Source organism: Zymomonas sp. (assembly GCF_020216885.1).
Taxonomy (GTDB): domain Bacteria; phylum Pseudomonadota; class Alphaproteobacteria; order Sphingomonadales; family Sphingomonadaceae; genus Zymomonas.
The window spans coordinates 1-16,830 of sequence record NZ_JAIWON010000062.1; the positions used below are offsets into that span (position 1 = coordinate 1).

The 16,830-nt window shown below is 45.9% G+C and carries 14 protein-coding genes; 5 read left to right on the top strand and 9 right to left on the bottom strand.

From position 1 onward, the window contains the following. From nifK to nifH, 3 genes are all read right to left on the bottom strand, one after another. On the bottom strand, positions 1 to 1,488 hold a 1,488-nt coding region (nifK, locus tag LDL18_RS03205; RefSeq protein WP_296506967.1), incomplete at its 3' end, for a nitrogenase molybdenum-iron protein subunit beta. A gap of 59 nt (positions 1,489 to 1,547) precedes the next feature. Next, entirely contained in the window at positions 1,548 to 3,023 is a 1,476-nt protein-coding gene (gene nifD, locus LDL18_RS03210; protein ID WP_296506968.1) for a nitrogenase molybdenum-iron protein alpha chain, read from the bottom strand. A 10-nt stretch (positions 3,024 to 3,033) separates the two neighbouring features. Next, positions 3,034 to 3,921, bottom strand: coding sequence for a nitrogenase iron protein (gene nifH / locus LDL18_RS03215; RefSeq protein WP_296506969.1), 888 nt, complete (start codon positions 3,919 to 3,921; stop codon positions 3,034 to 3,036). Positions 3,922 to 4,298: 377 nt separating this feature from the next. Between nifH and LDL18_RS03220 the strand changes: the two genes are divergently transcribed. Continuing rightward, on the top strand, positions 4,299 to 6,428 hold the full coding sequence (locus tag LDL18_RS03220; protein WP_296506970.1) for a TonB-dependent siderophore receptor: 2,130 nt from the start codon (positions 4,299 to 4,301) through the stop codon (positions 6,426 to 6,428). Between the two features lie 12 nt (positions 6,429 to 6,440). Here the strand turns inward: LDL18_RS03220 and LDL18_RS03225 are convergent, their stop codons facing one another. From LDL18_RS03225 to nifA, 6 genes are all read right to left on the bottom strand, one after another. Next, a complete protein-coding gene (locus LDL18_RS03225; RefSeq protein ID WP_296506971.1) occupies positions 6,441 to 7,301 on the bottom strand; it encodes an SIR2 family protein in 861 nt (286 codons plus the stop codon). Continuing rightward, a complete protein-coding gene (gene nifT / locus LDL18_RS03230; protein ID WP_011241553.1) occupies positions 7,301 to 7,513 on the bottom strand; it encodes a putative nitrogen fixation protein NifT in 213 nt (70 codons plus the stop codon). The genes LDL18_RS03225 and nifT overlap by 1 nt, the downstream gene beginning before the upstream one ends. Before the next feature lie 20 nt (positions 7,514 to 7,533). After that, positions 7,534 to 7,788, bottom strand: a complete 255-nt coding sequence (locus tag LDL18_RS03235; protein WP_011241552.1) for a nitrogen fixation protein NifZ — start codon at positions 7,786 to 7,788, stop codon at positions 7,534 to 7,536. Between the two features lie 33 nt (positions 7,789 to 7,821). Beyond that, entirely contained in the window at positions 7,822 to 8,016 is a 195-nt protein-coding gene (locus LDL18_RS03240) for a 4Fe-4S binding protein (protein WP_011241551.1), read from the bottom strand. A 39-nt stretch (positions 8,017 to 8,055) separates the two neighbouring features. Continuing rightward, positions 8,056 to 9,525 (bottom strand): nitrogenase cofactor biosynthesis protein NifB, encoded by a 1,470-nt coding sequence (gene nifB, locus LDL18_RS03245; protein WP_296506972.1) that lies wholly within the window; start codon positions 9,523 to 9,525, stop codon positions 8,056 to 8,058. Positions 9,526 to 9,731: 206 nt separating this feature from the next. Then, positions 9,732 to 11,438, bottom strand: coding sequence for a nif-specific transcriptional activator NifA (gene nifA, locus LDL18_RS03250; RefSeq protein ID WP_296506973.1), 1,707 nt, complete (start codon positions 11,436 to 11,438; stop codon positions 9,732 to 9,734). Positions 11,439 to 12,144: 706 nt separating this feature from the next. Here nifA and LDL18_RS03255 point away from each other — a divergent pair. The 4 genes from LDL18_RS03255 to LDL18_RS03270 form a co-directional block, all read left to right on the top strand. Continuing rightward, the gene (locus LDL18_RS03255; protein ID WP_296506974.1) at positions 12,145 to 14,349 is read left to right on the top strand and encodes a TonB-dependent receptor; all 2,205 of its coding nucleotides are present in this window, start codon (positions 12,145 to 12,147) and stop codon (positions 14,347 to 14,349) included. Positions 14,350 to 14,817: 468 nt separating this feature from the next. After that, positions 14,818 to 15,399 (top strand): electron transport complex subunit RsxA, encoded by a 582-nt coding sequence (rsxA, locus tag LDL18_RS03260; RefSeq protein WP_011241547.1) that lies wholly within the window; start codon positions 14,818 to 14,820, stop codon positions 15,397 to 15,399. A 16-nt stretch (positions 15,400 to 15,415) separates the two neighbouring features. Further along, the gene (locus LDL18_RS03265) at positions 15,416 to 16,078 is read left to right on the top strand and encodes an RnfABCDGE type electron transport complex subunit B (protein ID WP_296506975.1); all 663 of its coding nucleotides are present in this window, start codon (positions 15,416 to 15,418) and stop codon (positions 16,076 to 16,078) included. Between the two features lie 10 nt (positions 16,079 to 16,088). Then, the coding region (locus LDL18_RS03270; protein ID WP_296506976.1) for an RnfABCDGE type electron transport complex subunit C at positions 16,089 to 16,830 on the top strand (742 nt) is incomplete at its 3' end.

Genomic DNA, 16,830 nt, shown 5'->3' on the forward strand with positions numbered 1-16,830 from the left:
CTTCTTGTCCATTTCATCGAAAAACTTGTCGAGCAGGGCAACAACCACTCTAATGCCGCCTTGATAGCCCCATAACGGGAAGCGGTGATGGTGATGCCGATCGAAAATCGGGAAAGTTAGCCGAACAAGCGGGGTTTCCGTATCTTTTTCGAGATATTTTCCATAGGAATTCCCGATCAGCATATCGACTTTTTCAGTCGCGAGCAGGGAACGCATATGCCAAAGATCTTTGCCACCCCATGCTTTGCAATCTTGGCCAAAAGCAGAGCTGTCGAATAGCGCCTGCATTTTCTTTTCCCATGCCTTGCTGCCATTGGTGGCAAGGCAATGGCGGGGTTCGCCACCCGTTTCCATGACAAAGCGTGCCATGCTGTAAACAAAGTCAGGATCGCCATAAATCGCATAGCTTTTGCCATGGAGATAGGCTTGGCTGTCGGTAATGGCATCGACCAGACGACCGCGTTCTTTTTCGAGTTCAGCCGGAATGGCTTTTCCGGTCAATTCCGAAATTTTCATCAGAAAATCGTCGGTGCCTGATACGCCTAATGGATAATGGAAGGCGACGGTTTCCTGTCCGGTATTTTCGATATATTCGAGCGTTTTCGGCGTGCAGTAAGACTGCATTGAAACCGTGGCTTTGGCATTGATGGCATCGGCAACCGCTTCCAAAGAAGTGCCACCATCATACATCCGAAATTCACCATCTGAAGGCGTATCGAATTGGTCGGATACATCAGACAGGATCGTGTATTTCACGCCCATCAGATCAAGCATCCGTTTTAATTCACGGTTATTGCCGACGGCATAACCATCGAAACCCGGAATGATATTGATAGAGTCATTGGGGCTTCGCGTTTTATCTTTCCAGAAATTTTCCAGAATACCCCGCATCATGTTGTCATAGCCCGTTACATGGCTACCAACGAAGGCTGGTGTATGAGCAAAAGGCACATTGAAATCAGCGGGAACCGAGCCTTTTTCTTTCGCGGTATTGATAAAGGATTGGAGATCATCCCCGATCACTTCGGCCATGCAGGTAGTCGAAACCGCAATCATTTTCGGGTTATATAGGCTGTAGGCATTCGCCAGCCCATCCACCATATTGTTCAAACCGCCAAAAACCGCTGCATCTTCGGTCATGGAGGAAGATACCGCCGAAGCCGGTTCTTTGAAATGACGGGCAAGATGAGAACGGTAATAGGCAACACATCCCTGTGAGCCATGCACAAAACTTAACGTGCCTTCAAAACCGGCGGCGGCAAAGACCGCCCCCAAAGGCTGGCATGATTTTGCAGGATTGATCGTCAGGGCTTCGCGGGCAAAGTTTTTCTCGCGATATTCCCAGCTTTTAGTCCAATCGGCAATTTCTTTGACCTTGTCGGCTTCTGGCATATTTTCAAGTTTGCTTTTGGCCGACAGCATCTCTTTATATTCTGGTTCCAGAAAGAGAGAGGCATAATCAAGGGTTTTTTCAACAGATTGAGGCATCGTCTAATCCTCTTTTATCAGGGGTGGCAGGGACTTTGCCCTGCCATAGGCTGCCCCATTTAAGCGGCGGTTTTCCAAGGGGCTTTGAACATGCCCCAGACTGGGCTATTGATGGCCAAATCCATGTCACGGGCAAAAATGGCAAAGCCGTCATAACCATGATAAGGCCCTGAATAATCCCATGAATGCATCTGGCGGAATGGTATGCCGGCTTTTTGAACCGCATATTTTTCCTTGATGCCGGAACCGACCAGATCGGGGCGAATAGCCTCGATGAATTTTTCCAGCTCATAGGTTGAGGCGTCGTCATAAATTAACGTGCCTTCTTTGACGTAATGGCCTGTCCGCTGGTAATCATCGTTATGGGCAAATTCATAGCCGGTCGCGACGATTTCCATACCCAAATCGGTATAGGCATTAACGACATGGCGTGACCGCAATCCGCCGACATAAAGCAAGACTTTTTTGCCTTCGAGGCGGGGGCGATATTTGGCAATCACTGCATCGGCCAAAGGCTGATATTTGGCGATGACGCGTTCAGCCCCTTCTTTGATCTTGTCATCGAAATGCTCGGCAATACTGCGAAGGGAGGCTGCAATCTGGCTAGGGCCAAAAAGATTATATTCCATCCACGGAATACCGTGCTTTTCTTCCATATAGCGGCTGATGTAATTCAATGACCGATAGCAATGGATCAGATTCATCTTGGCCTTTGGCGCGCGTTCGATTTCGGCCAAAGTGGCATCACCCGACCAGCTACCGATTACCCGCAAACCCATTTCTTCAAGAAGAATACGGGAAGACCACGCATCACCACCGATATTATAGTCACCCAAGATATTGACATCATAAGGGGAGGGTTCAAAGGGAACCTGATTACCGTCTTGGTCAAGCACCCAGTCACGAATGACATCACAGGCGATATGATGACCCAAAGACTGCGATACCCCGCGAAAGCCTTCGCACCGCACCGGAACGATGGTTTTCCCGCTGATTTTTTTCTGTTCACGGGCAACGGATTCAATATCGTCACCGATCAAGCCGACTGGGCATTCTGATTGAATGGTCGTGCCATGATTAAGCGGGAACAGCTCGTCAATTTCAGCTAGAATTTTTTTCAGCTTTTTATCACCGCCGAAAACAATATCTTTTTCCTGATAATCGGAGGTGAATTGCATGGTGACAAAACTGTCCACGCCGGTGGTGCCGTTATAGAAATTCCGGCGTTGTGACCATGAATAATGGCCGCAACCAACGGGGCCATGGCTGATATGAACCATGTCTTTGACAGGCCCCCAGACCACGCCTTTTGAGCCGGCATAAGCACAGCCGCGGATCGTCATCACACCCGGAATGGATTTGATATTCGACTTAACGCTGCATTCGCTCAAGGCACCGGGATCGGCGTCGGTATCGGGGGCTTTGGCAACCGTCAGATGTTTCTGACGGCGCTTTTTGGCCTTGGCCGGATAGGCTTCAAGCACTTCCTCGATGAGGCGGGTGTTGAAGATGGTTTCTTCCTCATTCAAGCTCATCTTGGGCTCCTTACTTGGCAACCGCAGCTTCCTTGGCAGCGAGTTCAGCCAGCTCTTGCTCTTCGGTTTTCATGATGCCGAATTCGAGCAGCATTTCTTCCAATTCTTCCATCGTGATCGGGGTCGGGATGGTGCCTTTCCCTGAATTTTCGTGGATTTTTCTGGCCAATTCACGATATTCATTGGCCTGATCGGAATCCGGTGCATATTGAAGCACGGTTTGCTTCCGTAATTCGGCATGCTGCACGATATTGTTCCGTGGAACAAAATGGATCAGCTTGGAATTTAGGCGTTTTGCCAAGGCTTCGGCTAATTCATATTCACGGTCGGTCTGGCGTTCGTTACAGATCAGACCACCCAAGCGAACACCGCCGGTGCCAGCATATTTCAAAATACCTTTGGCGATATTATTGGCAGCATAAAGTGCCATCATTTCGCCAGACATAACGATATAGATTTCTTGCGCTTTATTTTCGCGGATAGGCATAGCAAAGCCGCCGCAAACAACGTCGCCCAAAACGTCATAAGAAACGTAATCGACATCGTCATAGGCGCCATTTTCTTCGAGGAAGTTGATCGAGGTAATAACCCCGCGACCAGCACAACCAACGCCCGGTTCTGGCCCGCCGGATTCTACGCATTTAATATCTTTGTAGCCGAGTTTCAGGACATCTTCGAGTTCAAGGTCTTCGACCGATCCGGCTTCAGCAGCCAGACTCAACACCGTATCTTGTGCCTTGGAATTAAGAATAAGGCGGGTGGAATCGGCCTTGGGATCGCAGCCGACAATAAGGATTTTCTGGCCAAGTTCGACCAAGGCCGCGAGTGTATTTTGAGAGGTCGTTGATTTTCCGATGCCTCCCTTGCCGTAAAAAGCAATCTGGCGAATTTTGCTCATGATACTGTCCTGTTTCCGATAAGTCGCGATAGGCGGACCGTTCGGCCCGACAGTCATTTCATCGCAAACAGCGTGCCAATTCCAAGATTGCCCATAAAAAGGCGCGTATAGGCTCGGTCATTGCCGGAAAAAAGGAGGGCGATTTATAAATTGTAAGGTTCTTTGTTCGAAGCGCGACAAATCATACATTATGATGTCGCAAAACATATGATATTTATAATTTTTAATCTTTTATTATAAAATAATAATGTGTGTTTTTAAGGCACGGATAAAAGGTAAATTATTCTACGGGTTAATTGTGATATTGATTCTCATTATTTTTGTTATCATATTCCCTTTCCATTGCGAGACGTTATCAATAAAAAATAGGGGAATGAATGAGAAACCCGTTACAGAAATGGGGTATGCTGCAAAGCGGAACCTGTCTTTTTGCTCTTTTGATATCATCGCCATCACATGCTGCAAAAGGTAAAAAAGACGATCCCACTGATCTGGTTATCACCGCCAAAAAAGACAGCGATGACTATGGGCAAAAACGCAATATGGCGGCCAAGATAGATATTGCCAATCGTGATTTACCCCAAACAGTCAACACTGTATCGGCGCAGTTAATGCGGGATCAGATGGTTCTGTCCCAGCAAGATGCCTTGAAAAATGTTCCGGGTGTTTCTTTCTCTACGGGAGACGGTCAGCGCGATCAGGTTTTCATCCGTGGCTTTAATGCTTTTGGTGATGAATTTGTAAATGGTTTTCGAGATGATGCCCTTTATTTCAGGGATATGTCCAATATTGAAAATATCGAGGTTTTGAAAGGCCCTTCGGCTGCTCTCTTTGGACGCGGATCGGCGGGCGGTATTGTCAATCGGGTGACAAAACAAGCTGATACCAATATCACCAATGTGACTTTTACCGGTGGGTCATGGAATGATTATCGTGGTCAATGGGACTTTGGTCGTAACAGCAAAAGAACGGGTAATGGTTTCCGTTTAACGGGCGCCATCGAGAATGGTGATAGTTATCGCGATCAACAATTTGTCCATCGTTTCGCTATAGCGCCCTCTTTCATGTATGGGAAAGGCACTGATACAGTTGTGACCGTTCAGGCTGATTATTTGAAAGATCGCCGAATTGCCGATTTGGGCAATCCTTCTTTGAATGGTCGCACAATCAATGTCGATCACCCCGAAATCTATTACGGGTCAGCCGATGCGGCTAAATATGACTATACCCAATCAACCGTATTTTCCCAGACGATCAACGCCGTCCACCATTTTTCCGATAATTTATCATTAAGGGATGGCTTTCGTCATTATGATTATAAAATGTTTCGGGGCAATACCAGTCCCGCAAGCGGGGTTGTCGATGGATTAGTCCAGCTTTCCCACCATCCGGCTTCCCGAGACGAAAACGGATGGGATAACCAGTTAGAGCTGACGCAAAAAATCGACAGCGGCAAGATTCATCAGACACTGCTTTATGGTTTTGAAGTTTCCCGCCAAAGTAAACTTTCGACTACCTATGCGACTTATCCCGGTAAGAATGCTTCGGCAGCCGAGAAAGCTAGTTTTTATGTCGATGCCTATAATCCGGTCTTACCCACTATTACAGGTGATGACCTTACCAGTATTACCAACCAGAATCGCGGCATTTTTTATGATTATGGTCTGTATATTCAGGATGCGGTCGATTTTTCTCATGGATTTAAATTGCTAGCGGGTATCCGCTGGGATTCCTTTAGTCAGACGACTTTACCTTTGGCAGGCTCTGCGAGCTATGCCCATCGCCTTGATCATACATGGAGTCCCCGTGTTGGTTTGACCTATGAACCTGATAACCACCAATCCTATTATATTTCGTGGAGTAAAAGTTATCAGCCCTCTGGTGAAACGCTGAATATTGTTGCCAAGCAAGCGGATTTGATTCCTTCTGCGACAACGTCAAAGGAAATCGGTGCCAAATATAACCTATGGCATGATCGCTTAACGATACAGATTGCCGGTTTTATCATTAAGAAAACCCATATTCAGGCGACCAATCCGCTGGATAATAGCACGATGGCGATAGGCACCCAACGCAATGAGGGGGCTGAATTTTCTGCCACCCTTGATGTCGGGAAAGATATTCATTTGATTGCGGGTTATGCCTATTTAAGAACCAAAAATCTGGCTTCGGCTGTGCCGGCTTATGTTGGGAAAGAAGGCACTTTGGCACCTCATAACCAAGGCAATTTCTATATCACCAAGAGTTTCGGCAAGCATTTCGGTATTGGCGGCGGCATGAATTATGTGGGTAATCGTTGGGCTGATCCAAGCAATACTGTTATTTTACCGCATTATGTGACCGGTGATGCCATGGGGTGGGCGCAATTCGGGCGATATCGTTTCCAGATCAATGCCTATAATCTGTCGAATGCCCATTATGTCGTTTCGGGACATGGCACCAATGCCAATCTGAACATGCCAGGCGCTCCACTGAATTTCAGGGGAACGATCAGCGTATCTTTATAAAAGAGGCAAGTGTTATTCAGCTCTCTTTTCGGGGAGAGCTGATGAAAGATAATCAGATAAAAAATCTGCTATTTTTTTGAGTGAAAGTGGTAGCGCAATTATCTGCATCTCTTCTAAAAAACGCCGCTCATTTCTGGTCAGATTCTCGATATCAACTAGGGCGAAATGAGGCGCTTTTGATCTTTTGATGATCTGCCTTGCAAAACTTCTCAGCATTTGGTCATCAAAATGGCAACCGATGAACAGGAAGCTGCATGATGACCGTCTTTCTTGCACCGATTCAGGAATCGGGGTCTGAATATCAATTTCGGTCAAGACTTCGACATAATCGGAATCTGAAATCAGATAATTTTGATGCGGTGCAACAGAGCCATGGGGCTTGTAAAGAAGGGTTTGCCATTCTTTGACGCTTTCCATCGGGACTTCTTCGCCTGTGGCATCATAGGCTATGAACCAACGATATTCGTTAATCGCTGCGTGATTGATGCCTTGAATTTCGCCCCATTTTAAAGTCTTGTCTTGGGATAAAGCCTGACGCATGGCACCATCATACCAGCTGTCAACGATAAGCGGGGGATGAAGCGCGGCGATGAGTTGATGCAGTGGGGAAGGGATTACCGGATTTTCAAAGGCGGCATTCATAATCGCTGTCAGGGTTTTTCGATGGCGGCGGCTTTCGATATATTGCGCGGCTGCCCAAGGATTACCTTTTGCCCGTTTGGGAAGGGCTACCTTCTTCCCGAAAAAATCGGCTAGCCCCTTTATTGAAACCGGTGTCCACTGATTAGCGGTGATCGCGGTGACATCGGGGCCTAGATAAAAAGCGAGAGCCTGACGCGATAAATGGTCAGAAATATCTGACAGGATATCCATCAGTTTTCTTCTGCGCGTTTACGCGCTTCGATAGTAATCGGTAATGGGGTATCGGCGGCCATATCCGGCAATTCCAATGTCCAGCCGTTTTTTAAGCGTATCCAGCCGCCCCAAATATCAGGCTTTTCCTGTTCGATAACCGCTTCTTCAAGGTCTTTTTTCGGAACATAGACGGAAAGCCCTCTTGCTGTTTGGCGCAGCATTATTTTCATATTGTGTCTCCGAAAGAAGTCTAAAGCGCGATGTCTAATTCTCGTTTCCGCATACCGACAATTTTGCCGCGTTCGACAAAATCGACGGCATAAATATAATAGCGTTGAAGAAAGACACCGATATCGCGGATATAACCGACATCGCCTTTGTTAATCAGGATTTCGCCGATATCGGCACCGATAAAAGTTCCGTCATTTTTGATATGAAGGCGTGATTTAACCTTGGTTCCAACGGGAAAGACCGGTGCTTTTTGAATTTCATTTTCGTCATTCATCCATTCAGCCTTTCCCGAAGTCAGAATTTAAAATCAGGCCGGAATGCAGGTGTCTGGCATCGGGCAGATGGCGGCACATTGCGGTTCATCAAACTGACCGTCGCATTCGGTGCAGCTATTAGGATCAATGATGAAAACATCGCCTTTCATTTTGATCGCTGAATTGGGGCATTCAAATTCACAAGCGCCACAAGCGGTGCAATTTTCAGCAACAATTTTATAAGACATAGTTCCAATCCTTCTACTAAAGTAATGATAAACGGATATTCAGGCTATCCGGCGATTCTCTTTGGAAAACCGTGCCGCATACCAAGAAGAAAGGCCACTTTCTATCCAGTCATGGGCATAAGCAACATTGACCTCGATACCCGCTTTTTCCAGTTTTTCTCGAGGACAATCCCCAATACGGGCGCATAAAACCGCCTGAATACCTTCTAAGGCTGTGATAATATTATCCAGCCGTTGGTCATCGCCATTGCCTTCCGCACAATAAAGCGGAATTTTGCGATGACTGATGAATTTTACGCCATAAGGGGAAACTTCGTAAATCTGAAATTCTTGGGCATGCCCAAAATGCTGGTTAATCCGCCCGCCTTGCTTGGAAACAACGGCAGCAAGGATAGTCGGCTTGGCCTCTAATTCGGCCAATTTTCTTTCCGCCGATTTCTTCTGTTGCAGATGTTCACCTCGCTCTTGGGCAACGATTTCACGATAGCTGGCACGATTGGCGGGGTTATATTCCAGTGTTTCGGGGATTTTATCCATCGAGAAAGCTTGCCCGCGATCTTCTCCCAATAAGCCAATGGCATCCGCCCGACATTGCCGACAATGGCGCATCAATTTTGTGCCATCGGCTAATTGATTTTGAAGTGCCATCAATTCCTGATGACTGGGCTCTCTCTGTCCGGTCAGGCCAAAATGGGTTCCATGCGCTGGATCAGAAATTAGCGGCATGATATTATGAAGAAATGCGCCTTTTTCTTTGACGACCCGATTAACTTCCAACAAATGCGTGTCATTGATGTCCGGTATCATGACCGAATTGACTTTGGTCAGAATGCCGCGTTCTTTCAGCAATTCTAATGCCAGCATTTGCCGTTCATGCAGAATTCGGGAGGCTTCTATCCCTGTCCAGCGTTTATTATTGAAAAAGATCCAAGGATAGATTTTTGCCCCGATTTCAGGATCAACCATATTGATCGTCAAAGTGACATGATCAATATTCATCTTGGCAATGTCGTCGATACAATCCGCCAAAGCCAATCCATTGGTTGAAAGGCAAAATTTTACATCGGGAATAACCTTGGCCACCTCTTCAAAGGTTTCTTTGGTTTTTTCCCAATCGTAACAGGCATCTCCGGGGCCTGCGATACCCAGAACCGAAAGCTGGGATACTTCATTGGCAACAGCAATGACTTTTCGCAAAGCTTGTTCCGGTGTCAGCCTTTCCGAGACGACCCCCGGGCGGCTTTCATTGGCACAGTCATATTTCCGGTTGCAATAATTACATTGGATATTGCAAGCCGGAGCGACCGCCACATGCATACGGGCAAAATATTGATGTGCCTCTTCGGAATAGCAGGGATGGTCTTTGACTTTTTCCCAGATGTCATCTGCCAAGCCATGAGCATCTGACATTTTGCCACAGGCCGATGAAGCGCAACCCTCTGTTTGGGGGCGGGGGCTAGGGATACCCCCTTTAGATTCCAATGGCTGGATATGGATGAGCTGGGACATAACATTCCTAACGGCTAACACGCTTTACCAAAAGGTATGCAACGGACGTGCCATAACCAGACATCGCTTTAAATTCAGGGAAATGGCCTTTTTGTTTCAAACATAAATTGTCTTAACTCTTACAAAATTGTCGGTATCAGTAAAATTTTTGGAATAATCGGACATTATTGGCTCAAAATAAGGTAATGGCGTTACAGAAAACGGCTTTAGAATTTCTTAATAGATATACCGTTTTTCCGCAGCGCATAGCCTATCTGACGCGGGGTCATGCCTAGGATACGGGCGGCTTTTGCCTGCACCCAACCGGCTTGTTCCATAGCGTCGATCAGTTGTTCTTTTTGGCTACGAAATTCCGATTGTGTCGCTTTTTCCTTGGGGAAGGCTAAATCTGTCCTGTCTTCTGCATTGGATGCAGCCTGACAATGCTGGGCAGAAGGACATTCGTTTATTTCACTTTCTAAACCATGATTTTTGCAGATATGCTGGGTTTTTTCCTCTTCTTCGCGATGCCAGAAAATAGAGGACAGACAATTGTCATTATAACAGGTGAAATCTTCGGCAGTAATTTCTGTATTTCTGGCAAGGGTAGCCGTCCGTCGAATACAGTTTTCAAGCTCTCGGATATTACCCGGAAAATAACAATGGGACAGAACATCCAAGGCATTTTGGTCAATGGTCAGATGCGTTTTATTTTCCAGATTGAAATGCCGCAAAAATTCTTTTGCCAGCAGGGGAATATCTGATGGATGTTCACGCAAGGGAGGAAGAAAAATGGGAATGACGCTTAGGCGATAGTAAAGATCGGCTCTGAAATTGCCACGGCTGACTGCCTCTTCCAAATTGACATTGGTTGCAGCGATAACACGGACATTGACCTTTAAGGTTTTGGTGCCGCCAACCCGTTCAAATTCACCTTCTTGCAAAACGCGCAATAATTTGGCCTGAAAATTGGGTGATATTTCGCCAATTTCATCCAGAAAAAGAGTGCCACCATCTGCCAGCTCGAAACGGCCTTTCCGCATTTGGGCAGCGCCGGTAAAAGCGCCTTTTTCATGTCCGAATAATTCGGATTCTAGAACCGATTCTGGCAAGGCTGCGCAGTTTAATTTGATAAAAGGCAGCTCTTTTCGGGGAGATGATTGATGAATGGCTTGGGCAAAAAGTTCTTTCCCCGTGCCAGATTCTCCGCGTAGCAAGACTGTCACGTTATTTTTGGCAATAAGATTGATTTTTTCGAGGATCGATCGAATGATTGGGCTGTCCCCGATAATACGGGGGTGATGGGTGTTTTCGGCTGGACGTGGGACGGCATGACTGGATTGCCGAAGCAGAAATTCATGTTCGCGCCGGATCATCTGATGCAGTCTTGCGGTTTGCCCCAAAAGAGCCGCAACCATAGATAATAAGCGAGCATCTCTATCCGGTGCCAGAGCTTCTCTTTCATTTCTGGGTGTCGGGCGGTCTATCAACAAAATACCGGAGACTTTATCTCGATCCAAAATCGGAACACCGATGACACAGCTTTTTTGATTGATATGCCAGATATGAGACCGGCTATTTGAAAAATACGGGTCTTTGGAAATATCCCTGATGATAACTGGCATCTTTCCCGTCACAATTTGTCCAACAATTTGTTCGGGGATAGAGTCAAAATATATCTTGGCACCTTGCTGGTCGCTTTTGGCACCCACTAGAATTTCAGCTTCCTGATCTTCATCAAAAAACGCAATAATCGCGTGATCGAGATCAATAAAACTTTCAAGAACAGAAATGACCCGCTTGATAAGGGTTACTGTTTCCATTGGCGCACAGAGAATTTTTGAGATTTCATAAAGGCCAAACAAGGCCATATCCGGCCAAGCCGTTCTGTTCCCTAGCGACATATCTTTATAAGCAAATTGTTTTGAAGGCATGGTCAGATCCCCTATTCTGTTATCTAAACGGGGGGGAATAACTTTTGATGAGGTCGAAATTACTCGAGCTCTATTGGATGTCAGGATAGCTAATCACTGGCAAAGTGCAACAATAAAATAAATAAGAATCAATATGTAGATTTTTATAAGATAAAAAATGCTTTAAATATAAATAAGTTACCGTATCTTGTTGCCTATAATGAAGCCCTTTTAATTTTTACTAGGGAGGTATCAGGCTGTTTCCTCCTATCCCTTGTCATATTTTGAAATGTTTAGTTTTTGGAGCAAGATATTTTGCTGAATACAATAATAACAAAATATTTATTCATGTTTTTATAAAAAATTAACATTATAAATTAAAATTATAAAATTTTTTAGAATAGATATGGATATTATTGGATGTTTTTTTACATAATCAATATTTTAAAAATATAAAATTACAATCAATTATTTTAATATAATATTTTATTACTCAATGCTATTTGAGATTATCTTTTAGATTTTTCTTGCTTTTATCTTGGATTTTTTAAAACTTAATAATGATTATTCCTTTCATTTTGTATATTTGTGTTTATTTTTATTTGATTTTTATAATAAAATTTTTAAAATTGCCCGATCATTGATATTTTTTTGAGGGCGGGTGATGCAAAAAAGACAATCCTATAAGACGCTGCTTTTATATTCTGCAATATTATCAATAGGATTGATGACCGAAAGCAAAGCAGAACCCCCTACCGATTACAGTAATGATTCTGTTCTTGGCCAGGAATCTCCTCAAAATGATTCGAATAAAAAGAAGCCATCAATATCCAATCAGAAATCAGGGCGAGAGGTTGTTTCCGCCAAAGACATCACCGTTAATGCCAAAATAGAAAACGGAACCGGAGCGAGAACCGCTTTACCGGTCGTCAATTTTGGCCCTTTGGGTGATATGAAGCCAGAAAACGCCCCTTTTTCAATTTTAAGTGTGCCTCATGATGTTATCCGCAACCAGCAAGCGCGAAATGTCAACGATTTGATGCAATATTTGCCTTCTGTGCAGCTGGAAATGCGCGGTGATCCAGGAACCTCCCGTCCTCAATCCCGAGGCTTTGAAGCGGATGTGATTGCCAATAGTCGAATGGATGGTTTTAATATTGCGACGACAACCCCTTATGCCGCCGAGCAATTTGAAAATCTCCAAGTTCTGAATGGATTAGCCGGTGCGATCTATGGCCCCCAAAATCCGGCAGGCACCTTTGAATATACGTTGAAAAGACCGACAACCGAAATGATGGAAGATTTTTCGGTCGGAATTGATTCCCGTGGTACCGTAACCGAGGCGGCCGATATTTCAGGATCAACGGGTAAAAACAACTGGTTCGGCTATCGCGTCAATCTGGTTCATGGTGCGGGTTCCAACTATGTCAGAACAGGGCATATCAATCGTAATCTGGTGAGTGGTAGTTTTGACATCCATGTTGACCCCCAAACCGTTATCGAATTGAATGCCAGCCATTATGTCTATGACATCAAAGGCGGCGCACCCGGATTTTCTTACAGTAACAATATTCAGCTTCCAAAAGCACCCGATCTTAGCACCCCTTATCTGGGGCAAAGCTATGCTGGATATAACGCCCAGACAGACACTGCCTCTGGTAAAATCAAACATCAATTCGGTGATAATTGGAGTCTTGTTGCCGGAGGCTTATTTCAGAATGCGTGGCGGGATGTCTTTGCCAATGCCAATACTTTGATTGATAATATCGGTGATTATAAACAGACAATTGCCTCGGCGGCCACGGCCTATCGGTTTAAAATTGCTAGCAATCTTGCCTATTTAAATGGGCATTTCCATACCGGATTTGTGCGTCATGATGTGGCATTGGGTTCCAATGGTTATGTCATGAGCAATTATAACCCAACCAGTAGCCAGAATTTTTCTTTGGGTAGCAGCAATCTTTATAATCCAACCCGATTTTATGGCAGTCGTCCCCATTCTTCCGGTAGTTATCGTTCGGCCATTGCCCGTAATCAATCTTTGATTGTCAGCGATACGATTACCTTTAACAAGCATTGGTCGATCTTGGGCGCTTTTAGTTGGAGCTGGATGACATCCTCGAGCTGGAATAAGGCCGGCACCCGCACTGCCCATAATTATACCCAAGGCGCTTTTAGCCCGAATACCAGCCTGATTTATCATCCTATCGAAAATCATACGGCTTATTTCACATGGGGGCGCAGTATCCAGCAGGGCATGACGGCACCGGCTGGAAGTGCCAATGTCAGCCAGATTCTCAATCCTTATGAAAGCGAGCAATATGAGCTGGGCTATAAGGTGAAATGGCGCAATCTGTCCTTGAATATCGACGGTTTCAGAATGACCCGACCTTATGCCTATGTCGATACAACCACGAATGTTTATGGCATGTATGGCACCCAGCGAAATTGGGGTTTTGAATTCCAGATGGCGGGTCATATCCGTCATGACTTGTCGGTATTGGGTGGGGTGACATGGCTGGATGCCAAAGTCGGTTCGACGGGCAATCTGACAACTTCCCACAAGGAAATTGTTGGGGTTCCGCCTGTCCAGTCGAATATTCTGATTGATTATACCTTGCCATTTTCAAAAGAGAGTCTGGCGAATGGTTTGGCGATTAACGGGAGCGTCCGTTACACCGGAACGCGTGCGGCGAATAACACCAATACGACATATGCGCCCCAATTTGTAACGGCCAATATTGGTATTCGCTATCCTTTCAAAATGGCGAACAAACCTTGGGTTGCCCGTTTTACCGTCAATAATATCATGAATGAACATTATTGGGCTTCGGTTTATCCGTCTTCTATCAACGGTGCTGCCGGAGGCACCAACAGCGCCTATGCCGGTTTACCGCGAACCTATTCCTTTACTTTGGAATGCACCCTTTAGGGAGTCGTTCTTCTTTTCCTAGCTCATGATATCAAAAGCCAAGCGGGTATTTTTGGGAATATCCGGCTTGGCTTTTTTAATTATTAAAAAGCGTAAAGACACGGATTCTGCTCTTGTCTTTTTATAAAAGATTTACTTGTCGCTTTTTTGTGAAATTTTTTTCAAAAATTCTTGTTTTTGGTAGATTTTAATTTCAAAAATCTCTTGAACTTTTTACTGAAAGGTTTTCTTTTCGGCGACATAATGTGTTTGTTTTGTCACTTTTGCGACAATAAATGCCAAGAAAAGGCGCATTTGCTCTGAAAAATCACCAATTTAGCGCTAAATATAAGAGTGGCATAAGATTTGCTCAAAAAATTTACAAAGAACCCATTCCATATTTCGTCTGTCAGTTGATATATCCGGCGGGAATATGAACAAGGGGGCGTAGCTTTTCGCCTTCAGACCTCCTGAGGAAGGAATAAAACAGTGACGGATATACTACTTCTGGTGGTAAGTGCCTGTCTGGTCAACAATGTTATTCTAACGCGCTTTTTAGGTTTATGTTCCTTTATGGGGGTAACCACGCGCGTCGATACGGCTGTCGGGATGGGGGCGGCTTGCACCTTTGTGATTACCACCTCTTCCATGGCCAGTTGGGCTTTGGAGCATTGGTTACTCGCCCCCTTTGGTCTGGGATATCTTCGAACGGTCACTTTTATTCTGATTATCGCTTCGGCGGTTCAGCTGACGGAATCATTTTTTCGTAAATTTTCGCCGACCTTGTTTCGGCTTTTGGGTATTTATTTGCCGCTTATCACAACCAATTGTGCCGTTTTGGGCATTACCTTGCTGTTGGTAGAACAGCATTATGGATTTGTGGACAGCACGGTTTTCGCTTTTGCTTCCTCGGTTGGATACAGCCTCGTTATGGTGCTGTTTGCGGGATTACGTGAAAGATTGGCGTTATCGGTAACGCCCCGTTTATTTGAAGGCCCTCCTATCGGCTTTGTGACGGCAAGTTTGCTGGCGCTGGCTTTTATGGGTTTTTCTGGAATGTCTGTCCACTAGACGGGAAGAAAGAACGATGTTGATAGCCATTATAAGCCTGACTGTCATGGGGCTGGCACTTGGCCTGATGCTGGGTCTGTCCTCGAAATTGCTGCGGGTAGAAGAAGATCCGATTGAAGGCCAGCTACAGGCTTTGTTGCCGGGATCGCAATGCGGACAATGCGGTTATGTCGGCTGTTCACAATATGCGGCCGCTTTGGCACATGATGGCGCGCCTGTAACCCAATGTACCCCTGGGGGTAGAAGTGTTGCCGAAGCCTTGGCCAAGGCCTTGGGTGTCAGCCTTGATCTGTCACAAGCGGACGATATCGGCCCCAAAACCGCTTTGATCCACGAAGATTTATGTATCGGATGTACAGCCTGTATTCGTGATTGTTCCAGTGATGCCATTATCGGGGCAGCGCGTCAGGTGCATACGATTATTCCTGATGTTTGCCATGGTTGCAGCAAATGTGAAACAGCTTGTCCGACGGGGGCTATCGAAATGGTGCCGGTGGCGGTCACCTTGGATAACTGGCATTGGGATAAACCTAATCTGGCAATACAGGACAGCTTAGCTAATCCGGCCTTTGCGGCACAGGCATTGGCCAATCGGATAACAGATGAATCCGATGGCGGACAGGGTAAAGCCTATAAAGCTTCTCTTGAAAAAGAAGCCGAAGAAGAAAGCTTGGGCTAGGGGAGCAGAAATGAAATTATTTTCAGTTCGTGGGGGTATTCATCCCAGTTACCGGAAACAGGCGACTACGGCTAAAAAGATAGAGCCTTTGCCGATTGTGCCGTTTTATTTCTTGCCTTTGCGCCAACATTCAGGCGCTCCGGCGGAAGCGGTCGTAAATATCGGTGACTATGTCGGGAAAGGGCAGCTTTTGGCGGCTCCGGCTGGCCGGATATCAGCGCCTATTCATGCGCCAACCTCTGGTATTATTCGGGCAATCCAGAATATGACCGCGCCCCATCCTTCTGGTTTGCCGGGGATGACGATGGTTTTGGAAGCGGATGGTAAAGATAGCTGGGCGGAATTACCTGAAGCCTATAGTGATCCTTTTTCAGTCGATCCGCAGTTAATTCGCGAGCGGGTGGCTTGGGCTGGCGTGGTCGGCTTAGGCGGTGCAGCTTTTCCGGCGGCTGTCAAATTAGAACAGAGCAGTCAGAAACCCATTAAAATGGTGGTGCTGAATGGCGCTGAATGCGAACCCTATCTGACAGGCGATGATCGGGTGATGCAGGAATATGCCGATGAAGTGATTTCCGGTGGTCGCCTGATTGCTCATGCGGTTGGCGCGCCAAAGGTTGTGATCGGGATTGAGCGGAATAAGCCCGAAGCGATCGCGATTATGAAAAAGACGGCCGAAGCCTATGACAATGTCGAGATCGCGGATTTACCAGCGCAATATCCGGTCGGCTCTGCCCGTCATTTAGTGCAAGCCC